Source organism: Streptomyces sp. NPDC104096 (genome assembly GCF_055584385.1).
In genome coordinates this window covers 1-20,270 of sequence record NZ_JBVJMD010000069.1, presented here as the reverse complement: position 1 = coordinate 20,270, position 20,270 = coordinate 1, and the positions used below count along the sequence as shown (strand labels likewise).

Here is a 20,270-nt window from a genome sequence, read left to right as displayed (position 1 = left end):
CGGGGCTCCGGCTACGCGTGCCGCGGCCCCGAGGAATGCCGTCACCACCGGCGACGCCAGGCCGTGGACGCCCGCGCGCTCGGCGCCAGTCCGAGCGGCACCGCCGGGATCGAGGTCGTGTCCGCACAGTGTGTCGCCAGCAGGGGAATCCTTCGACGGCATGTGACTGCGCACCACCGCCACCGACGACCGCATCTGCCGCCTCCAAGTCATGCCCGATGCCCTGGCCCAGGAACTTCTCCCGCGCCCCGCGGTGCCCGTCCGCAGTCCGGTCCTCATCGACGGTGAAGTCCCCGTTATGTTCTTCGCGGTCCTGCAAGAGGGCCGCTGGCCTCCGGGCCCGGCATGACTGTGTCCCCCTGTCGAACGGATGACCTGGGGGTGTCACCGGGCCCGGCAGGCGCCGTCGGAGACGCTGATCAGAGGTCCGGCCACCGCCCGGTCCGGCGCAACGCCGGACAGCTCGTGGGCGGCAGGTCTGCATAACGTGGATGCGCGCGCACGACGCCACTGCCGAGGCCGGCACGTTCGACTCCCCTGGAAGGGCGTCATGTTCGACACCGAAGACGTGGGCGTGTTCCTCGGCCTGGACGTCGGCAAGAGTGCCCATCACTGCCACGGGCTCACGCCGGCCGGGAAGAAGGTCCTGGACAAGCAGCTGCCCAACAGCGAGCCGAAGCCGCGGGCCGTCTTCGACAAGCTGACCGCGAAGTTCGGCACCGTGCTGGTGATCGTGGACCTGCCCGCCTCCGTCGGAGCCCTCCCCCTGACCGTGGCCCGGGATGCGGGCTGCAGGGTCGCCTACCTGCCCGGTCTCGCGATGCGGGGATCGCCGACCTGTATCCGGGCGAGGCGAAGACCGACGCCAAGGACGCCGCGGTCATCGCGGACGCCGCCCGCACCCTGCCGCACACCCTGCGCTCGCTGGAACTCACCGCCGAGCTCACGGTCCTCGTGGGCTTCGACCAGGACCTCGCCGCCGAGGCCACCCGCACCTCCAACCGGATGCGCGGCCTGCTCACCCAGTTCCACCCCTCGCTGGAACGCGTCCTGGGCCCCCGCCTCGACCACCAGGCCGTCACCTGGCTGCTGGAGCGCCACGGTTCCCCGGCCGCACTGCGCAAGGCCGGCCGCCGCAGGCTCGTCGACCTCATCCGGCCCAGCGCCCCGCGCATGGCCCAGCGGCTGATCGACGACGTCTTCGACGCGCTGGACGAACAGACCGTCGTGGTCCCCTCGATCCACGGCGAACATGCCCCACGAGGCGGAAACCGGCAGCTCAAACGCGCCATGTTCCTCTCCGCCTTCGCCTTCGCCTTCATGAACGCCGACCCCGCCTCCCGCGCCTACTACGACAAGTGCCGGGCCCGCGGGAAAACCCACACCCAGGCCCTCCTCCGCCTCGCCCGCCAACGCATCAGCGTCCTGTTCGCCATGCTCAGGGACGGCACCTTCCACGAACCCCGCCTCCCCCGAACGACGGCTGCATGAACCAGTCCACAGGCAGGTCGATCCGGATCAACACCTTGTGTCGTCTGTCCACGCCAAGATCTCCGCGGCACCCCGCCGGACGACTTCTTCCGGATCCCGGGCGAGCTTCCCGCAGGCCACTGCGACGTCCGGCACACCGTCCAGTCCCACGAGCGCGTCATGCACCCCGGTCTGCAGCCAGTCGGCCTGGTTGTCGTCAGACTCGGCAACCGCGCGAGCGATGAGCCTTACGGCGGCCACCGTCCCCACCCGGGCCAGGGCCTCTGCCGTCTGCCGGGTCACCGCCGTGTCCTCGACGTCCAGCAGCAGCCCCGCCAGCACTTCCGCAGCCTCAGGAACATCAGCGAAGGAAGCAAGGTCACGCCCGGCACGAACACGTTGCGCCCAGGAGGGAGACGACGCCTCAGCCAAGGCCGCCTTCAACCCACTCGTCATCTCCGACACGACCAGACAGTCTCACGCCTCACGAAGAAGATCGAACCCCGGGCAGAAGCTGCCCACATGCTTGACGCAGAACATAGAGGCACCCCCCACGGCCGCGAGTCCCTCACGATCTCCGTCCGGCCCAGCCGAAGTCGGTTGGAGCAGGCGGACGGCGACCAGTCCGGCGGCCATGCTGGCCACGCTTGGCCTGTGTGCTAGGAACAGGCATGGCATTGAAGATCGAGCGAACCGACGCACGGACGTGGCCGGATGAACATCTGAAGGAGCTCTTCAGTGAGGGCTTTCCAGAGTTCATCACGGCTGACCGACTGGTGAAGGACTACATAGGCAGGGTCGGCGAGTGGTTCGCCGATCTGAACCTCATGCTGATCAATGAACACGATGTGCCGGTCGCATCAGGTTGGGGTGTACCGATCCACTGGGACGGTCTGCCCGAGACGCTCCCCACCGGGTATACGCAGGCCCTTGTTCGGGCCGTCGAGGGCCACGAACAGGGGGTGAAGCCCAACACCTTGGTGATCTGCGGAGCGATTGTCACCCCAGCGCTCAAGGGACACGGGCTTGCGGGTGCAACCCTCAAGGCCCTACGTCAGACCGCAAGGGACGTCGGCTGGTCGCAGGTCATTGCGCCGGTCCGCCCGACGACGAAGGCCCAGTACCCGTTGACACCGATCGAGAACTTCATGAGGTGGCGGCGGGAGGACGGGCTCGCCCTTGACCCTTGGGTCCGGACCCATCAGCGCCTTGGTGCCGAGATCCTGTCAGCGGCCCCCGCTTCGCAGACGATGACCGGCACGGTTGCCGAGTGGGAGCGCTGGACCGGCATGGCCTTCCCTGAGTCGGGTGACTATGTGATCCCGGGAGGACTGAGCCTGCTGAGCATCGACCGATCTGCCGATGAGGGCGTGTATCGCGAGCCCAACATCTGGATGCAGCACAGTTGACCGGGGCACCGCGGTTGCCGGACGAGTCACTGTTCACGACAGCGCTTGTTGTGGCCTCGTCTTCTTCATCCATTGGCTGATGCGCGGGCTTTTGCGGGTCAGGCGCCGGGTCCGGGTCATCATGGTGATGAGTGACCAGTTCAGATGGGCTTCGGAGTGCTGCGGAAGACGTTCGTAGTCGCATGCGGATCGCCCAGGGGCTCCGCACGTTGGACGATGGTGCGGGCTGGTTCTCCAGCCTCGCCCCGACACGCCAGCAGGAGGTACTGCAGGAAGTCGCCGGCTATGCGATGCAGGCGCACATTACGGCTGCGGACGGCCGTGCGGGTGTGGCGCGGTCCGGTGTGAAGCCCACGGCCAACCCCTCGGTCATGATCTGCATGGACCCACCCCGCTACGGGCTCGCGGGCCTCCCCTCCGCCGAACACGTCAAGGCGTTCCGTGTCCTCGTTTCCGTGTTCGCCGTTGCGGACGCTCGCCGCCGCGAGACGTACTGCAAAGGCGCCTGCGGACATGCATGGCACAACCTGCCAGCGGCAACCGAGCAGTGAGGTTCCCCCGGGGTCCGGGAGGTGCTGATCAGCTGGTCAGGGCGGGTTGACGGGGCTTCAGGTTCGTTCGTTTGGCCGTTGCCTGGTCGGCGTAGTGCTTCTCCTCGAACTCGACCGGACTGAGGTAGCCGAGCCGCTTCTGGATGCGCCGGGAGTTATAGAAACCGTCGATGTACTCGAACAACGCGAGATCCGCCTCGGCCTGGGTGGCGAAGACACGGCCGCGGATGCATTCCGTCTTGATGATCATCCACAGGTTCTCCGCGAGAGCGTTGTCGTAACTGTCTCCGACCGACCCCACAGACGCTTCAACTCCCGCTCGCAGCAGTCGAGTCGTGAGCTTCACGGATGTGTATCGACAGCCGTGATCCGCATGGTGGATGAGCTTGCCCGGTTCGACTTCCCGGCTCGCCAGGGCGTACTCGAGGGTGGTCAGGACCAGGTCGGTGCCCGCGCGGGCGGAGGTCTCCCAGGCGACCACCCGGCGGGAGAATGCGTCGCGGATCGCCGAGAGCCACAAAGGCTCCTCACCGTGTTCGCACGGCTCGCGCTCGGCACGACGCCAGTGGCAGTACGTCGAGACGGAACCTACCGCCGAAGGTCCGCTCCCGGGCGAGCGACAGGCTGTCCCTCCGATCAGCTGAACCAGCCGCTGAAGCTTCGCCAGGTGTTGCGCGCCCCGTTTCCGATCGCCCGGCCTGCTTTGACGGTGCCGCTGCCGAGGTAGGAGGCACCCTGCATGAGCTCACCGCTCTTGGCCAACGTGCCGATGCCACCCGCGATGCCTATGACAGCCGCGCCGCAGCCCAGGCTGATCGGCTCGGCGCCACAGGTGTCGATCGCGAGCACGAGGCCGATGGCTGCCGACACCACGCCCACGGCGGCGCCCGCAGGCGTCGGCCCCATATAAAGCGCCGCGATGCCCAGGCCTCCGGAGGCGATGCTCATCGTGTTCGCGACGTCGTCGCTCAGGAACAAGTGGTTGGAAGGAATCTGCCCTTTCGGAAACAGTCGTGGCCAGCGTCCGGCTCCGGCAAGGGCCCGGCCATCTCACCTTCATCGCCCGAGGGTCGTCGTTGCCGAAACAGCCCTGGCGGTTCTCCTCTGAGCCGCGTGCCGTGTTCGTACAGATCTGGCGGTGAGGGCGCCAAAGGATCGAATACGGGTGGGCAGCATCACGAGCTGCCCACCCGCGCCGGGGCGCCTCACTTCACGGAGCCCGCCATGACCCCCTGCACGAAGTACCGCTGGAAGGCGAAGAACACCACCAGAGGGACCACCAGCGACACGAACGCGCCGGGTGCGAGGACGTCGATGTTGCTGCCGAACTGGCGGATCTGCGACTGGAGTTCCACGGTCAGTGGCTGCGAGGAGCTGTCCGCGAAGAGCAGGGCGACCAGCATGTCGTTCCACACCCACAGGAACTGGAAGATGGCGAGGCTGGCGATGGCCGGGCGGCCCACCGGCAGGACCAGCTGGACGAAGATGCGCCACTCGGTGCCCCCGTCCATACGGGCCGCCTCCAGCATCTCCTTCGGCATCTCGGCGAAGTAGTTGCGCAGGAGGAACACCGCGAAGGGCAGGCCGTAGGCGACGTGGAAGAGCACGACGCCGGGAATGGTGCCGAACAGGCCCAGTTCGCCGAAGAGTTTCGCGACCGGCAGGAGACCGATCTGGACCGGGACCACCAGGAGGGCGACGACCACGAGGAAGATGCCGTCGCGTCCCGGGAAGTCGAGCCAGGCAAAGGCGTAGCCGGCGAGTGCCGCGATGACCACGACCAGGAAGGTCGTCGGCACGGAGATGAGCACCGTGTTCCACAGCGACTGCGTCATGCCGGAGTTCTTCAGCAGCGCCGAGTAGTTGTCGAAGGACAGCTGGCCGGGGCTGGAGAGCGCGGTCCACCAGCCGCCCTTGGCGGTGTCCTGGGCCGAGCGCAGCGAGGACACCAGCAGTCCCGCCAGCGGGGTGAGCCAGACCAGGCCGGTCACCACGAGGAAGGCCTGGACCAGGCTGTTGCCCAGGCCGCGCCGGATCGCGTTCATCGCTGACTCCTTCGGAAACGGCGGACGTTGAAGGCCATGGCCGGGATGACCAGCAGCAGCAGGAGCACGCCCAGCGCGCTGCCGAGGCCCTGGTTGTTGCCACCGCCGAACGACACCAGCCACATCTGGGTGGCGAGGACGGTCGCGTCCTCCTGCACCGGTCCCGGCGCGATGATGTAGACGAGGTCGAAGACCTTCATCACGTTGATGACGAGGGTCACGAAGACCACCGTGAGGACGGGTGCCAGGAGCGGCACGGTGATCCGCCGAAAGATCTGCCATTCGTTGGCGCCGTCCATCCGCGCCGCTTCCAGGGCGTCGCGCGGCAGGGCCGCGAGTCCTGCTCCGATGAGGACCATGGCGAAGCCGGTCCAGATCCACAGGTAGGCGCCGATGATGGCCGGTGTGACGAGGGCCGGGCCGAGCCAGGACACGCCTTGGTAGGGCTGGGCGAAGTTCGAGGCGGGCAGCTCGACCGTGTAGCTGCCGGACTTCAGGCCGGAGAAGCGGTACGAGCCGTCGGCGGCCGTGGTGGTGCTCGCGACGGTACTGCCGTCGCTGCCGACCGCCTCGATCCGCATCCCGGGCAGTCCGTTCTCCTTGCGGTCGACCTCGCCCTGCTTCCCCGCACCGCCGGGGGTGAAGTCCAGGTAGACGACTCCGGCGACCTCGCCGGCGGCGGGCGTGCGATGGGCGGCGGGGTAGGCGGGCCTGGCGTTGCCGGGGATGTCGCCGGGGGCGATGCCCACCATGGCGAAGTCCACCGACGTGCCGGGCGACACGTGCCCGCTGGTGCGGTAGGAGCCGTCCGGACTCGCGGTGAGGCCGTGGCCGTCGCGGGCCCTCGCGGTCGGGTAGGCGGAGGTGTCCGTGAAGGCGTCGTGGACGCTGACGACGGCCGCGTTGAGCACGCCCTTGGAGGGGTCCTCGTCGTAGGCGAGCCGGAAGATGATGCCGGCGGCCAGGAACGAGACGGCCATGGGCATGAACAGCAGCAGCTTGAACGCGGTCGCCCAGCGGACCTTCTCGACCAGGACGGCCAGGACCAGGCCGAGGCCGGTCAGCAGGGTGGGCGCGACCACGACCCAGATGGCCGTGTTCCGTACGGCCTTGAGGGTGGCCGGGTCGCGGAACATCTCGGTGTAGTTGTCGGCGCCGACGAAGCGGGTGCCGGAAGCGTCGAAGAAGCTGCGGCCGACGGAGAAGAGCACGGGGTAGACGACGAGGGCGCCGAGCAGGAGCAGCGCCGGGAAGACGAAGAGGACGGCGCCGAGGCGTGCCCGCCGCCGGGAGCGGCGGGCCCGTTCGGCGGGTCCGGTGGACGGTGGGCTCACCGTCTCCTCGACCAGGGTGGATGTCATGATCCGTCAGCCCTTGTAGGCCTTGGCCGCGGCCGCTTCCAGCTTGGCCGCGGTGCCCGTGGGGTCGGACGGGTCCCGCAGGAAGTCCTGCAGGAGCTTCCACTCGCCCGCGCCCTTGGTGCCGCCGAAGGCGGCGGGGGCCTGGTCGGACATGTCGAAGCGGACGGAGTCGCCCGCGTCGACGAGGGACTTGGCGGTGGCGCGGGTGACGTCGTCGCTGTAGGAGTCGAGGGGGAGGTTCTTGTTCGGGGACAGGTAGCCGCCCGCCTTCGCCCAGACGGCCGACGCCTCGGGGGTGGCCAGGTATTCGAGGAGCTTCATGCCCGCCTTGGCGTTCTTGCCGTCCTTGAGGACGACGGCGGCGTCGCCGCCGCTGACGACCGGAGCCTTTCCGCCGTCGACCGGGGGGAAGGGGAAGAAGTCGGCGTCCTTTCCGATGGTCTTGTTGAACTGGTCGTGGGCGACCCCGGCGACGAAGTCGCCCTCGTAGACCATGCCGGCGTCGGGCTTGGGGCCGAAGACCTTCTCCACCGAGCCCGGGAAGTCGGTGTTGAGGGCCTCCTTCTGGCCGCCCGCGACGAGCTCCTTGTCCTTGAAGAGCGTGCCGAGGGTGGTGAGGGCCTTGACCACGGAGGCGTCGGTCCACTTGAGCTGGTGGGCGGCGAGGGCGTCGTACTTCTCGGGGCCGGCCTGGGAGAGGTAGATGTTCTCGAACCAGTCGGTGAGCGTCCAGCCGTCCTGTCCGGCTACCGAGAAGGCGGACAGGCCGGAGTCGGAGATCGTGTTCCCGACCTTGAGCATGTCGTCGTACGAGGCCGGGGGCTTGACGCCGGCCTGGCTGAAGGCGTCGGGGCTGTACCAGACCGTCGACTTGTGGGCGGCCTTGAAGTAGAGGCCGTAGAGGGTGCCGTCGACGCTGCCGTACTTCTTCCACACGGGGGCGTAGCCGGCGTCGACGGACTTCTGGGTGTCGGCCGACAGGGGGGTGAGCCAGCCCTGCTTGGCGAACTGCTGGAGGACGCCGACCTGCGGGACCATGACGACGTCGGGGGCGTTGCCGCCCTCGATCTTGCTGCCGACTACGGTGGAGACGTTGTCACCGGTGGACACGAACTGCGTCTTGGCGCCGGTCTTGGCGCTGAACGCGTCGAGGACCTTCTGGAAGTTCTTCTGTTCGGTGCCGGACCAGACACCGGCCACGGTGACGGTCTGGCCGCTGAGGGCCTTGTCCCCGCCGCCGGCGCTGACCGGGTCGCTGTTGCCGCAGGCGGTGGCGCCGAGGGCGAGGGTGAGGGCGGTGCAGCTCGTGAGCAGGGTCGTACGTCGTCGCATCATCGTTGATGTCCCTTCGAGTGCTGGTGACTGCCGGATGTTCAGAGGTCGTTGATCCACCAGGCGGCGGTCGAGCCGGGGAGGACCCCGGTCGGGCAGGGGCCGCTGGCGAGAAGAGGGGTGCCGTCGACCGGCGCGGGCACGGGTGCGGTGGTGAAGTTGACGGCGCAGACGAGGCCGTCGCCGCGGACGAAGGCGAGGACTCCGGGCTGGGTGTCCAGCCAGCGCAGCGTTCCCTCGCCCAGCTGCGGAAGGCTGGAGCGCAGTTGGAGGCCGTCGCGGTAGAGGTGCCAGAAGGAGCGGGTGTCGGCGAGGGCGCGGTCGGTGGCGTACTCGGCGAAGTAGTCGGGCTGGGGCAGCCAGGGGCGGGCGCTCTCGGTTCCGGAGGTGAAGCCGAACGGGGACGCCTGGCCGGACCAGGGCAGCGGGACGCGGCATCCGTCGCGGACGCGGTCGCGGCTGCCGGTGCGCCGGAAGATGGGGTCGGTGAGCACGTCGTCGGGCAGGTCGATGACCTCGGGCAGGCCGAGCTCCTCGCCCTGGTAGATGTACGCGGCCCCGGGCAGGGCGAGCATGAGCAGGGCGGCGGCGCGGGCGCGGGCGGGGCCGAGGCCGCTGCCTTCCGGTGTGGGTTCGCCGTAGCGGGTGACGGTGCGGACCTGGTCGTGGTTGTTGAGGACCCAGGTGACCGTGGAGCCGGTGCCGGCGATGTCCTGCATGGCCTCGGAGATGACCTTGTGGAAGGCGTCGTCGCTCCACGGCGCGCCGAGCAGGTCGAAGAAGAACGCCTGGTGCAGTTCGTCGTCGCGGACGTAGCGGGCGTGTTCGCGGGCGGTGGGGACGGAGACCTCGCCGACCAGGAGGCGTTCGGAGCCGTCGCGGGCGGTGTACTCCTCGCAGACCGCTCGCCAGTGGCGCCACACGTCGTGGACCTCGGGCTGGTTCCAGGCGAGGGGGTTGACCGAGTCGCGGGTGCGGGCATCGGCCTCGGGATCGTCGGAGTCGGGCAGTTCGGGGTGCTTGAAGAGGCCGGCGGCGACGTCGATGCGGAAGCCGTCGACGCCCCGGTCGAGCCAGAAGCGCAGCACGCGGTCGAACTCGGTGCCGATCTCGGGGTTGCGCCAGTTCCAGTCGGGCTGGTCCGGGGTGAACATGTGCAGGTACCACTGGCCGGGTCGGCCGTCGGGTTCGGTGATGCGGGTCCAGGCCGGGCCGCCGAACATGGCGTGCCAGTTGTTGGGCGGCTCGCAGCCGTCGGGGCCGCGGCCGTCGGCGAAGTGGAAGCGGGCGCGGGCGGGGCTTCCGGGTGGTGCGGTGAGGGCCTCCTTGAACCACGGGTGCTCGGAGGAGCAGTGGTTGGGGACGATGTCGAGGAGGACGCGGATGCCGAGCCGCCCGGCGGCCGCCATCAACTGGTCGAACTCGGCGAGGTCGCCGAAGGTCGGGTCGACGTCGCAGTAGTCCTCGACGTCGTAGCCGTGGTCGTGCTGCGGCGAGGGGTAGAAGGGGCTCAGCCAGATCCCGTCGACGCCGAGCTTCTTCAGGTACGGCAGTCCGGCCCGGACCCCGGCGAGGTCGCCGATGCCGTCTCCGGTGCTGTCGAGGAAGCTGCGGACGTACACCTGATAGATGACTGCGTCGCGCCACCAGCGGTGCATGTTCAACCCAGTGCCTGTCTCTATGTGCCTAGTGGTTATGCATGCATGTTAAGTAGGCGTGTCTGGAGCGTGTCAATGAAAAGTGCACAGGCTACGGAGTATCAGCCCCTTTAATGCCCATAAATCAGACCACAGAGAGGCGAGCTGAGATCTTGGCGTTACCTAACATGTAACTAGAGGGGTGAGGGTCAGCGCCCGGGAATGGCGGCGAGTTCCTTCGCCAGCCGCCGCACGGCCGCGTCGGACGACTCGTGTCCGGTCATCGCGTCGTGCACCACCGCCTGCACCACCAGACTGACCTGGTCGTAGCGCGGGCTCTTGGGGCGCAGAGCGGCGCTGAGGACGCTCGCGCGCAGGGTGGGCAGATAGGGGAACTTCTCGACCAGGTCCGGGTCCGTGTAGAGCGCGGAGCGCACCGGTGGCAGCGCGCCGAGCGTGAGCACCTGACGCTGGACCTTCTCACTGGTCAGGTACGCGATCAGCCGGGCGGCGGAATCCGGGTGCCGGGCATGAGTGTTGACCGCGAGATCGGAGCCGCCGAGCACACTGCTCCCCGGTCCGTCGGGTCCGGGCAGGCGTACGGCGCCGACCTTCCCGGCGACCGGGGAACCCGGCGCCGACGCGCCGGCGTACGCGTAGGGCCAGTTGCGCAGGAAGAGCAGCCGGCCGTCCTGGAACGCCTGCTTGGACTCCTCCTCCTTGTAGGAGAGGGCCGCTTCGGGTATCCAGCCCTCGCGTACGCCGCGTGCGAGGAAGTCGATGCCCTCGCGGGCCGCGGCGGAGTTCACGGTGACCCGGTCGCCCTCGTCGCCGAGGATGGTGCCGCCCGCCGAGTACACGGCCTCGGCGGCGTTCACGGTCAGACCCTCGTAGGGCAGGAACTGGCCGGCGTAGCCGTCGAGTCCGTACTTCGGCGCGATGGTCTTCGCGTCGTGTTCCAGCTCCGCCCAGGTCGTCGGCGGAAGCACACCCTCCTTGGCGAGGATGTCCTTGCGGTACAGCAGCAGCCCGGCGTTGGTGACGTACGGGACCGCGTAGAGCCGCCCGTCGTACTTGCCCGTCTCCACGACCGGCTTCAGGAACGACTTGAGCGGGAAGCGGTCCTCGGCCAGCGGACGTATCCATCCCGCGGCCGCGAATTCCGAGGTCCAGTTGACGTCGATGTTCAGGACGTCGAACCGGCTCCGGTCGCCCCCGCGCAGATCGGTCACCATCTGCGCGTGCGTCTCGTCGGCGGAGTCCGGCAGTTCGACGAGCGTGACCCGCTCACCGGGATGCGAGCGGTTCCAGCCGTCGAGCACCGTGCCCAGGTAACCGGTGAGGTCACCTGCCGTGGCCAGCGTCAGCGGCCCGCGGCCGCCCCCGCCGTCGTCCCTGTCACCCTCGTTCGAGGAGACGCACCCGGTCAATACCACGCCGAGAACGAGGAGGCACCTACCCGCGGAGTCGATCCACCGCATAGGTTCCTCCCTGGACACGTACCGGCCTGCAGCATCGTCACGACCGAAGGCCATGTATACCCGTTAGGTATGGGCGATACTAGGGGCCGGAGAAACTCTGCGAGGACAGGAGGACGGCGGTAGTGCGTCAACCCCTCCTTGCCCTTCTGGCCCGCGGTCCTGCCCACGGCTACGAGCTGAAGCAGGGCCTTGAGCAACTGCTGGGCTCCGCGTACCCTCAGCCGAACGTCGGCCAGATCTACGTGACCCTCGGACGCCTCGAGAAGCAGGGACTCATCGAGGGCGAGGACATCGAACAGTCCAGCCGGCCCAACAAGAAGGTCTACCGCCTCACCGAGTCCGGGCAGGAAGAGCTGCGTGCCTGGTTCGAACGGCCCGAGGACGAGCCGAGGGTGCGGGACGACTTCTTCATGAAGTTGGCGCTGGCCCCCGGGACCGGTCTCGCCGACCGGATCGCCCTCATCAACAGACAACGGCGCCAGTACCTCAACTCCATGCGCAACCTGTCCAAACTGGCCACCGCCGAAGACCGCGACAACCGCATCGCCCACCTCCTGATCGAGGGCGCGATGCTGCACCTCCAGGCTGACCTCGACTGGCTGGAACGGTGCCAGGAAGATCTGGAGGAGCTGGAGTGAGCGACAGCCCCGCTCCCGTGCTGCGCGCAGCGGGACTGATACGGACGCACTACGGCGAGAGCGGCCCGGCACACGCCGTCCGCGGCGTCGACCTGAGCGTCCGCCCCGGCGAGTTCGTCGCCGTCACCGGCCCGTCCGGGGCCGGGAAGTCCACCCTGCTGCACCTGCTCGGCGGACTGCAGCAGCCCGACAGCGGCTCCCTGTGGCTGGACGGCGAGTGCACCGACACCTGGCGGGAGGCCCGCTGGGCGGTCGAGCGCCGCAAGCGCATCGGAATCGTCTTCCAGTTCTTCAACCTCGTCTCCAACCTGTCGGTCGCCGACAACGTGGAACTCCCCGCCCTGCTCGCCGGCGCCTCCCCCAAGCGGGCGCGCGCCGAACGGGAGGAGCTGTTGGCCGAGTTGGGCATCGCGGGCAAGGAACGCAGCCTGCCGGGCGAGCTGTCCGGCGGCGAGCAGCAGCGCGTCGCGCTGGCCCGGGCCCTGGTCAACCATCCCCCGCTGCTGCTGGCCGACGAACCCGCCGGCAGCCTCGACAGCAAAGGCACCCGCGAGGTGATGCGGCTGCTGTCCCGCTTCCACCAGCGAGGGCAGACCATCGTCCTGGTCACCCACGACGCCCGGCTCGCCAGCGCCGCGGACCGGGTGATCAGCTTCTTCGACGGCCGGATCGCCGACGACGCCGAGCTGGACAGCACGCCCTCGCGCCGGCCCGGGGCGTCGGGAGTCCTCGAACTCTCCGACTGACGCGCCGGCCCGCGGACGTACGACGACCCCGAAAGGGATGGATCTCATGCGCGCCACCTTGCGCTGGGCACACTCCGATCTGCGCACCCACCGCGGGGAAGCGCTCTTCCTGGTGCTCGCCACCGCCGGCATCGTCATGTCGCTGCTGCTGGCCACCGCGCTGTTCGGCTACGCCACCAACCCCTGGCAGCGCACGTTCACGCAGGCCCACGGGGCTCACGTCTGGCTCCACACCGGCTCTTCCACCGACCTCGGCGAGTTGACCGACGTGGACGGGGTCGAGGCGGTGGCCGGTCCCTACACGACCTCCGCGACGACGCTCTCCGCCCGTGGCACCCGCGCCTCCGTGGAACTGCGGGCCACCCCCGGCCTCCCCCGCGTCGGACGACCTCTCCTGGCCTCGGGCCGCTGGCTCGCCCCCGGCACCCCCCGCGGAGTAGTCCTGGAGAGCAGCCTGGCCCGGGCCCTGCTCGCGGGTCCCGGTGACATGCTCACGCTGCCCGGCGACGCCGGAAAGGTCACGGTCGTCGGGGTCGCCGACAGCCCCGAGGACCGCTACCGCCCCGGCGAGCAGCCCGGCCTGGTCTGGGCCCTGCCCACCGCCGTGGCGCACCCCACCGGCCAGGTCGTCGGACTGCGGCTGATCGACCCCTCGGACACCGACTACGCCGTCCAGCGCGCCGTCACCCTGCTGGGCGCCGGTGCCATCGGTGAGGTCTCCACCTGGCAGCAGGCGCGCGCCGAGGCGCAGGGCGACAACCGGCTTCTCGGCCAGGTGCTCGGCCTGTTCGGCCTGGGGGCGCTGATCGCGGCGGGCTTCGCCGTGCACGGGGCGATCGCCACCCGCATCCGCGGCCACCTGCGGGACATATCCGTCCTCAAGGCCATCGGATTCACGCCCGGCCAGGTAGTGCGCGTCTTCGTCTGCCAGCACATCGCGTACGCCCTGTTCGGCGCGCTGGCCGCGGCGGCCGTGACCGAGACCGTGGGCGGCCACGTCCCGGGCCGCCTGGGTGACGCCGTCCGCATGTGGCGCGTCCTGCCGGGCCATACGGTGGCGCAGTTCGCCATCCCGGCGGGGGCCGTGCTGTTCATCGCGGCGACGACGGGACTGGCCGCGTGGCGGGCGGGCCGGGTGCCGCCGGTGCCGGGCACCCGGCCCGCACCGACGGCACGCTCGGGACCCGCGCAGGCAGCGCGCCCGGTTGCGCGCCGGGGCGCGCGGTCCGCCGTACGCCGGGCCCTGCGGCCGCTGATCGCTCATGCCCGGTCCAGGGGACCGCTGTCCGCGGTGATGCGGCGCGCCATCGACGTCGGGGTGCCGGCCGGCCTGGTGCTCGGCTGGCACGCGGCCGTCGCGCGGCCCGTGCGGTCCTTGACCACGGTGGCGCGCCTCGCGCTGCCCCTGCTGCTGATCGTCGTGGCGATGAGCGCGTGGACCACTCTCGACCGCTTCCACAGCGAGCCGCAGAGGATCGGTGTCCCGGCCGCCCTGACCGTCCACACCCGCCAGGGACTCGGCGATGCGGACGTGCCCGGCCTGCTGCGCCGCGATCCGCAGGTCGCCGCCGTCTACCCGGGTGTCGAGGTGGCCGCGCTGGTCCCGGGCCAGACGGCCACCATCGCGCTGCGCGGCCTCGGCACCGCCCGTTCCCCCTACCCCTACGCCGTCGCCGAGGGCCGCTCCCCCCGCACCGGTGACGAGGCCGTGGCCGGCCAGGGCCTGCTCGACCTGCTGAACGTGCGGGTCGGCGACTGGGTCCGCATGACCGTCGGCGATCAGCCGCAGATCCTGCACATCGTGGGCCGCAGCATCGAACCCGAGAACGCCGGCCGTGTCATCTCCACCTCGCTCGACACCCTGCGCGAGAACGACCCGCGTATCACCCCGGCGCTCTACCAGCTGCGCCTGCGGCCCGGTGCGGACCCGCACACCGTCGCCCGGCGCCTGACCGTCGCGGCCCACGACGAGCTGGACGTGCACGCGGCGACCAACCCGGCCGACGAACTGTCGCCGCTGCGCGGGGTCGTGGCCGGCCTCGTTCTCGTCCTGGCCCTGATCGGTCTGGTGGAGCTGCTCACGGCGATCGGTGGCTCGGTCCGCGAGAGCGAGCGCGACCTTTTGGCGCTGAAGGCCATCGGCCTGTCCCCGCGCCAGATCACCGCGGTCACGATGACGGCCACGGGCTGTACGGCGCTGGCGGCGTTCCTCGCCGCGGCCGCCGTCGGGGTGCCGCTCGCGCTCTGGCTGATCGACCAGCAGGGCGTGTCGAGCGGTATCGGGGCGGGCATCGCGCAGAGCCCCCCGGGGCCACTGCTGCTGGCCCTCGGGGCCGCCACTGTGCTGGGTGCGGTCGCTCTCGCGGCGCTCCCTGCGGCGCGTGCGGCGCGGCGACGGCTCGCGGACACCCTGGCTGCGGTCGCCTGAGCCGGGCCCGCCGTACGCGGGAGGGCCCGGCGCCGATCCGAAGCCGGGCTCAGGGAAGGTCCTGCTCCGACCAGATCGACTTTCCCGAGCCGGTGTACCGGTTGCCGCGCGGGGGCCGCGGGCGCACGCCTGGTGTGAGGGCCGCGTGGGCCGGTGTGGAGTTCGTGCCCACCGCCCGGCCGCCGGTATGCATCCGCTAAGAGCCATCACATAATGCGGGCAGGAAACTGTTGCCCCGCGACGGGGTGTTTCGGTTACCGAATGTCGATCTTGAGGTTGTGGAGTGCGACGACGCCGGCGACGGCGTGGTTGACCGCCTCGCCTCGGCGCCTGCATTGGCGGAGGATCTGGTGGTCTTTGAGCCGGGCGATGGTGTGTTCTGCGACAGTCCGGCGTTTGCGGAACCGGCGGTAGTTGCGGTCTTTGATGATGCGGCCGTCCGGTCCGCGGCGTGGTGTTCGGATGCGGTCGCTCCCGCGGTAGCCGCCGTCGCCGGACAGGCGGGGATGGTCGGGAAGTGTTCTGTGGAGGGTTTCGCGGAAGACGATGACGTCGTTGCGGTTGCCGGGCCAGGCGTCCCCAACCGCGACGACGCGGCGGTCGCGGGCCCGGCAGATGATCTGCACGTTGACGCTGCGCCGGTAGTTCTTGCTTTTCGCGGTGCGCCTTTGGTCGTGGACGGGGATCAGGGTGCCGTCGACGACCCACAACTCCCGCCTATCGGTCGGCGGCGGGCCGAGGAGCTGTGCGAGCGGTTCGGCGAGCCGGTCGATGGCCCGGTGGGCTGCGGCGCGGGAAATGCCGAACAGTGAGCCGAGCTGCTGCATGGTGAGGTTGGTCCGATAGGCAAGAACCACCAGCAGGAGACGGTCGGCGAACGGCAGTGCCCAGGGCCGGCCCCGGCCGGTGTCGGGTGCAAGCTCCCACAGCTGCCGAACCAAATGCTGCAGCTGCGGCCCACTCAAACCGGTCCAGGCACGAAGGCCGGCCGACGTGCAGTGGGCAAGACGCAGGCGCATGAAGGCCATCGTAGAGACCGAAGTCCTGCCGTAGCACCGGGCGTTGTCAGTGGGCTCTTGTAGCTTTGGCGTTGGTTGTCGCGCTGGTCGAACTGCGCACAGGTGACGGCGTCCGGCATCAGCTAAAAGGGGGAGGTGGGAGCGTTGGTGAGCACAGCACTGCGTGACACCGCGGCCTCCTCCGCTGCGGCTGCTCGCCGGTACCGGGGAAAGAACAAGAAGAAGCGCTGGACACGGGACGCGGATACTGAGCTTGCGGTGATCCGTCTGCCGCTCGACGTCCACGACCCCGCCACCCGGCACCGGACCGAGGACCTGTTCTCGGCGATGTGGTCCGTCAAACGGGCGCTGCAGCGCGATGCTCGCGATGCTGTCGATGCGTACTGGGCCGGAGTTGTCCGCCGCGACACGGACGCGAAAGCGTGGCGACTGGAGCTCGGATTGTCCCGGGAGGGCATGGAACGCCGCGCCTACCGGCACATGGAAAACTCGAACCATCTCGCGCATCACGTCACCAAAGCACTGATGATGCACCAGGCCGACGAGGTCTTCGAGACCTCGGTGAGCCGGCATCTGTTCGCGGATGCTTCCGGCCGCACGTTCGGCCGGCCCCGGGTGGGCCGCTGGTGGGACTACACGCGCATCCCGGGCCGTGCCCGCTCACACACCACCGGCCGCAAGTGGGAGACCTTCCGCCTTCACGGCACGCTCGCCGGGCACCTGGACGCCTACCGCCACCGCAGCATGGACTGCCAAGTCCTCACCCCCGAGCAGGCTGCCGCGCTTCCCGCAGGTACCGGGGTACTCGAACAGCCGCGGCAGCTGCCCGCACCCGTGCGCCCTGCAGGACGCATCGCGACAGGCCAGGTCACGGCGAAGAACACACCGAAGACGCGGGCCGCGACCTGGTGGGACCACACCGGGCCGCTGGCGGTCGTCTTCACTGGCGGCGCGGATTCGAGTCGCGGTGATCTGGTCCTGCCCGTCCGCCTGCCGTCAGGCTCGGGGCGGTGGCCCTACCTGGTGCACTTCCTGAACAATCCGGAGACCTGGCACAAGATCGACCTCGTGCGCCGCCGCGCCGCAGCGGCGCCGGGCGGGTGGGCGTACGAAGCGCACCTGATGGTCCTGACCGGCAGCTACGCATCCCAAGCCACGAAGGCCCGGCGCACGGCGGCGGCCGCACTTCAGCGTGTCGGCGGCATCGACGGGAACGTCTCCAACCTTTCCGTCGTCTCCTTCCCCAGTACCTTCGACCCCGCCGACGGCGACGTCGAAGCAACCCGCATCGAACCCAGTGACGCGGAGCTTGCCGCGCTGGCGAAAGCCCGCCGCAAGGACCGAGGCCGCAGACGTGCCCTCGACCGCTCCCGCAGAGCGTCCAACCCTGCCCAGTACGGGCCGTCGAAACGGCAGCAGGCCCGGGCCGAACACCGCCAAGCCGCAGGCCTGCCCGCGCGGCACGTTGCCTTGCCCGGCGGAGCGAGAGCTGCCAACAAGGCAGGGGCGCCCAAGCAGGCCTACCGGCGCGATGCGCTGTCGGCCGGCTACCGCTTCAACCGGGCCCGCCTCGCCGAAGCCGCCGCCACCGCGGCCGCGGCGAAAGACCACCGCGCCCGCCGTATCGCCGCAGACATCGTGGCTGACCACGGTGCGAACCTGACCGTCGAGGACTGCGACATTCGCACCTGGTACCGCCTGTGGGGCAAAGCACTGCAAGCCACCACACCCGGGCGGCTCATCGCTGCCATAGCCCGCGAGTGCGAAAAGACCGGCGGGCGGATGCTTCGCGCCTCCACCTTCACCACCAAACTGTCCCAGACGTGCTTCTGCGGCGAGACGGTCACCAAAACCCTCGCCGACCGCATCCACGCCTGCACCGCCTGCGGGCTCGTTGGTGACCGGGACAAGGTCTCCGGCGCGCTGGCCGCGCACGTGCGCCTCACTAACGCCGACGACCCCAGCACTGCGTGCCTGGACAAAGTCCAGGCACGCAACACACAGACTCTCTTCGATGAAGGGCTGCAAGAAGCACTGTCGAGTCAACCGCAGCGCGGTGCCCGCCCCGCCCGGGGCCGCACCCACGCGGCAGCCCACCAGTCGGATCCTTCCGGCCGCGGGCCTCTGCTCGGCACAACACCACCACCCGGTACCGGACCTACCCCGAATGAGACCCGACCCGCAACTAAGCGGCACAAGGCCCACGTCGGAACAGCCGGCCGTACGGAGCAGGCACGCCACCCCGGCCTGCTGGCCCCGCACAGACATCGGGTGGGCATCACCTCATTACGTGATGACTCTTAGGAGATCGGGGGCGCTGCGGTATCTCCAGCTCGTTCAGGAGCCGCTCGGGCTCCTGCCCTGAGCGGGCCCGCTCAGGCGCCCTCGGCGGTGACGAGGGCGGGGTCGCACGTCCGCAGCCCCGTGACGTAGTTACCGTTCGTTCCGTAGCCGGAGAAGGTCGCCCAGCCGTCGGGCTCGATGACGCGGCACGGAGCCCACTGGCCGTTCGTGTACTCGACCGTGACGGAGACGGTATCGCCGCAGTGGTTGTGGACGTCGGTGTAGCGCCAGTTCTGGAAGTACTCCACGCACGCCGGAGCCGGCGATCCGGAACACCCGGTAAAACTCGGAGTGTTCCTATCGAACACAAAAACCAGGCGCTCCAAACTCACCCCCCGACGAACTCACCACACTCGCCGACCTCGGACTCGACTGGGCGGCGTGAGACCTTCGATGCCCATCATGACTGCGATGGCGGTGGCTGTACGAGCACGGGTGAAGTGAAGTAGCTGCTCGCCCGGACCGCTGGACCGGCAGCTACCGCGTTTTCGTAGCACCGATCCGCCATGTGCGCGAAGTTCCGAAGTTTCCGGCTCATCCCGCTATCGGCATAGCGTAAGTAGTGCTCTCGCGAGTTCGACCAGTGATCTCTCGCCGTCTCCCCTTGGAAGTGCAGTTCAAAAGTCCTGGACAGTTGCGCTTCGGTCATCAAGCCAAGAACATAAGTTTTCTCCCAGTCTTGAATTATGAGGTTGGTGTAAATAATGCGTCGCCATTCATCTGGCGTCACAGAAATGGACGGCGGCTCCCAACACGTAAGGAACTCAGATTTAGCGAGCGCCAAGAGGAGAAGCTCCCGGTGAGCACTCCAGGTTGTCTCTTCCGTCGCAATACGTGTCTGCCTGGCCTGATACGCCAGCGAGGCCGCGACTCCAGCGACGGCCCCAGCGGAAAGGATGACCGACAGCGCCCCGTAAGCCTGGCTGATCTGGCTCAACTTTGCCCAATCTGCGTCTTCAGGCCCAACTGCCATGAGGAGAAATGGAGTCAGCAGGATGAGCCCAACCCCTCCAACACCCGCCACCGCAGCCCAGAAGAACTTCCTCATCCGCATCCCCGCCCCCATGACTTATCCTCCCGCCTCAAGCCACTGGTAGCCCGCGACATGTTTGTGGCTACCCCGGACAACACCGCTTCATCTCTATGATTTCCCTGCAATCAGGCGCAACTGTTCACCACTACGCCGCGCCGCGTGAGGTGATGCGTGACGAGGACGATCCGGCGGGCCCTGTCCGGATTCACGGCCACGGCATGGGCATCGGGAAGTGGCTGGCGCGGCAGCGCAAACCCGAGGTGCGGGAGGCCCTGACGGACAGGCAGCACGAATGCTTGGAGCGGCTCGGCATCGCACCGCCCGCCCCGGAACCGGAGCCGGAAGTAGCCGTGAAGCCGTCCACGGCGCCCGTGAGCGCCTTCGGGAAGGGCGTAGCAGCCCTGGCCCAGACAAGGCCCGCACCGGCTCCGTGACCGTTCCCAGGGGACACACAGGGACGATCGTGACCGACGATCAGGAGTATCCGGTCAAGCCCGGGGTGTTCCTTTCGAACACGAAGACCAGGCGCTCCAACCCGAGGTCCGACAAGCTCCAGTCGTTGTCGGACCTCGGGTTGGAGTGGGCGACATCCTGACACTGCCGGATGGGGCCCCGGGCACGCTGTGCGGCCCGGGGCCCTCTGCTGTTCTGAGCTCGCGGCAGCGCACTGGAGCGCGCTACTGAACTTGAACTCGTGATGTCGGCCGTGTCGCGGAGCCCGCTGGGCGGTGGCCGTTCGGGATCAAGAGCGTGACTGCAGCCAGGGACGCGCGGCGG

The 20,270-nt window shown here is 69.1% G+C and carries 16 protein-coding genes and 2 pseudogenes; 7 read left to right on the top strand and 11 right to left on the bottom strand.

The window, feature by feature from the left end:
* The first annotated feature begins 550 nt into the window (after positions 1 to 550).
* Positions 551 to 1,491 (top strand): annotated as a pseudogene (locus ACZ60B_RS37945) (IS110 family transposase).
* A gap of 27 nt (positions 1,492 to 1,518) precedes the next feature.
* Here the strand turns inward: ACZ60B_RS37945 and ACZ60B_RS37940 are convergent.
* Positions 1,519 to 1,926 (bottom strand): HEAT repeat domain-containing protein, encoded by a 408-nt coding sequence (locus ACZ60B_RS37940; protein WP_469395473.1) that lies wholly within the window; start codon positions 1,924 to 1,926, stop codon positions 1,519 to 1,521.
* Positions 1,927 to 2,141: 215 nt separating this feature from the next.
* Here ACZ60B_RS37940 and ACZ60B_RS37935 point away from each other — a divergent pair, with 215 nt between their 5' ends.
* Together ACZ60B_RS37935 and ACZ60B_RS37930 are read left to right on the top strand one after the other, a co-directional pair.
* The gene (locus tag ACZ60B_RS37935) at positions 2,142 to 2,879 is read left to right on the top strand and encodes a hypothetical protein (protein ID WP_469395444.1); all 738 of its coding nucleotides are present in this window, start codon (positions 2,142 to 2,144) and stop codon (positions 2,877 to 2,879) included.
* A 182-nt stretch (positions 2,880 to 3,061) separates the two neighbouring features.
* Positions 3,062 to 3,430 (top strand): DUF5958 family protein, encoded by a 369-nt coding sequence (locus ACZ60B_RS37930; RefSeq protein ID WP_469395442.1) that lies wholly within the window; start codon positions 3,062 to 3,064, stop codon positions 3,428 to 3,430.
* Positions 3,431 to 3,458: 28 nt separating this feature from the next.
* Here ACZ60B_RS37930 and ACZ60B_RS37925 read toward each other — a convergent pair whose 3' ends face one another.
* From ACZ60B_RS37925 to ACZ60B_RS37895, 7 genes are all read right to left on the bottom strand, one after another.
* On the bottom strand, positions 3,459 to 4,067 hold the full coding sequence (locus ACZ60B_RS37925) for a transposase (RefSeq protein WP_469395471.1): 609 nt from the start codon (positions 4,065 to 4,067) through the stop codon (positions 3,459 to 3,461).
* Entirely contained in the window at positions 4,067 to 4,408 is a 342-nt protein-coding gene (locus ACZ60B_RS37920; protein ID WP_469395439.1) for a hypothetical protein, read from the bottom strand. The genes ACZ60B_RS37925 and ACZ60B_RS37920 overlap by 1 nt, the downstream gene beginning before the upstream one ends.
* Positions 4,409 to 4,635: 227 nt before the next feature.
* Complete coding sequence (locus ACZ60B_RS37915; RefSeq protein WP_469395437.1) at positions 4,636 to 5,475, bottom strand: carbohydrate ABC transporter permease; 840 nt, start codon at positions 5,473 to 5,475, stop codon at positions 4,636 to 4,638.
* Positions 5,472 to 6,836 carry an ABC transporter permease gene (locus tag ACZ60B_RS37910; protein WP_469395435.1) on the bottom strand — a complete coding sequence of 455 codons (1,365 nt, stop codon included), beginning with the start codon at positions 6,834 to 6,836 and terminating at the stop codon, positions 5,472 to 5,474. Before ACZ60B_RS37910 ends, ACZ60B_RS37915 begins: the two co-directional genes overlap by 4 nt.
* Before the next feature lie 6 nt (positions 6,837 to 6,842).
* Positions 6,843 to 8,171, bottom strand: coding sequence for an ABC transporter substrate-binding protein (locus tag ACZ60B_RS37905; protein WP_469395433.1), 1,329 nt, complete (start codon positions 8,169 to 8,171; stop codon positions 6,843 to 6,845).
* 38 nt (positions 8,172 to 8,209) lie between these two features.
* The gene (locus tag ACZ60B_RS37900) at positions 8,210 to 9,826 is read right to left on the bottom strand and encodes a glycoside hydrolase family 13 protein (protein WP_469395469.1); all 1,617 of its coding nucleotides are present in this window, start codon (positions 9,824 to 9,826) and stop codon (positions 8,210 to 8,212) included.
* Between the two features lie 188 nt (positions 9,827 to 10,014).
* Complete coding sequence (locus tag ACZ60B_RS37895; protein WP_469395431.1) at positions 10,015 to 11,286, bottom strand: ABC transporter substrate-binding protein; 1,272 nt, start codon at positions 11,284 to 11,286, stop codon at positions 10,015 to 10,017.
* 122 nt (positions 11,287 to 11,408) lie between these two features.
* On the opposite strand from ACZ60B_RS37895, the gene ACZ60B_RS37890 reads away from it, so the two are divergent.
* The 3 genes and pseudogenes from ACZ60B_RS37890 to ACZ60B_RS37880 all read left to right on the top strand — a co-directional run bounded on the left by ACZ60B_RS37890 (position 11,409) and on the right by ACZ60B_RS37880 (position 15,098).
* A complete protein-coding gene (locus ACZ60B_RS37890) occupies positions 11,409 to 11,924 on the top strand; it encodes a PadR family transcriptional regulator (RefSeq protein WP_469395429.1) in 516 nt (171 codons plus the stop codon).
* 92 nt (positions 11,925 to 12,016) lie between these two features.
* A pseudogene (locus ACZ60B_RS37885) lies at positions 12,017 to 12,670 on the top strand (ABC transporter ATP-binding protein); the annotation flags it as partial.
* A gap of 46 nt (positions 12,671 to 12,716) precedes the next feature.
* Entirely contained in the window at positions 12,717 to 15,098 is a 2,382-nt protein-coding gene (locus ACZ60B_RS37880) for an FtsX-like permease family protein (RefSeq protein WP_469395427.1), read from the top strand.
* Positions 15,099 to 15,352: 254 nt separating this feature from the next.
* Here the strand turns inward: ACZ60B_RS37880 and ACZ60B_RS37875 are convergent, their stop codons facing one another.
* On the bottom strand, positions 15,353 to 16,117 hold the full coding sequence (locus ACZ60B_RS37875) for a transposase (RefSeq protein WP_469395424.1): 765 nt from the start codon (positions 16,115 to 16,117) through the stop codon (positions 15,353 to 15,355).
* A gap of 147 nt (positions 16,118 to 16,264) precedes the next feature.
* Here ACZ60B_RS37875 and ACZ60B_RS37870 point away from each other — a divergent pair, with 147 nt between their 5' ends.
* Entirely contained in the window at positions 16,265 to 18,421 is a 2,157-nt protein-coding gene (locus tag ACZ60B_RS37870) for a transposase (RefSeq protein ID WP_469395422.1), read from the top strand.
* Between the two features lie 71 nt (positions 18,422 to 18,492).
* Here ACZ60B_RS37870 and ACZ60B_RS37865 read toward each other — a convergent pair whose 3' ends face one another.
* Both ACZ60B_RS37865 and ACZ60B_RS37860 read right to left on the bottom strand, forming a co-directional pair.
* Positions 18,493 to 18,768 (bottom strand): alpha-amylase, encoded by a 276-nt coding sequence (locus ACZ60B_RS37865; protein WP_469395421.1) that lies wholly within the window; start codon positions 18,766 to 18,768, stop codon positions 18,493 to 18,495.
* A gap of 92 nt (positions 18,769 to 18,860) precedes the next feature.
* Positions 18,861 to 19,508 (bottom strand): DUF6082 family protein, encoded by a 648-nt coding sequence (locus ACZ60B_RS37860; RefSeq protein WP_469395419.1) that lies wholly within the window; start codon positions 19,506 to 19,508, stop codon positions 18,861 to 18,863.
* Positions 19,509 to 20,270 lie beyond the last annotated feature (762 nt).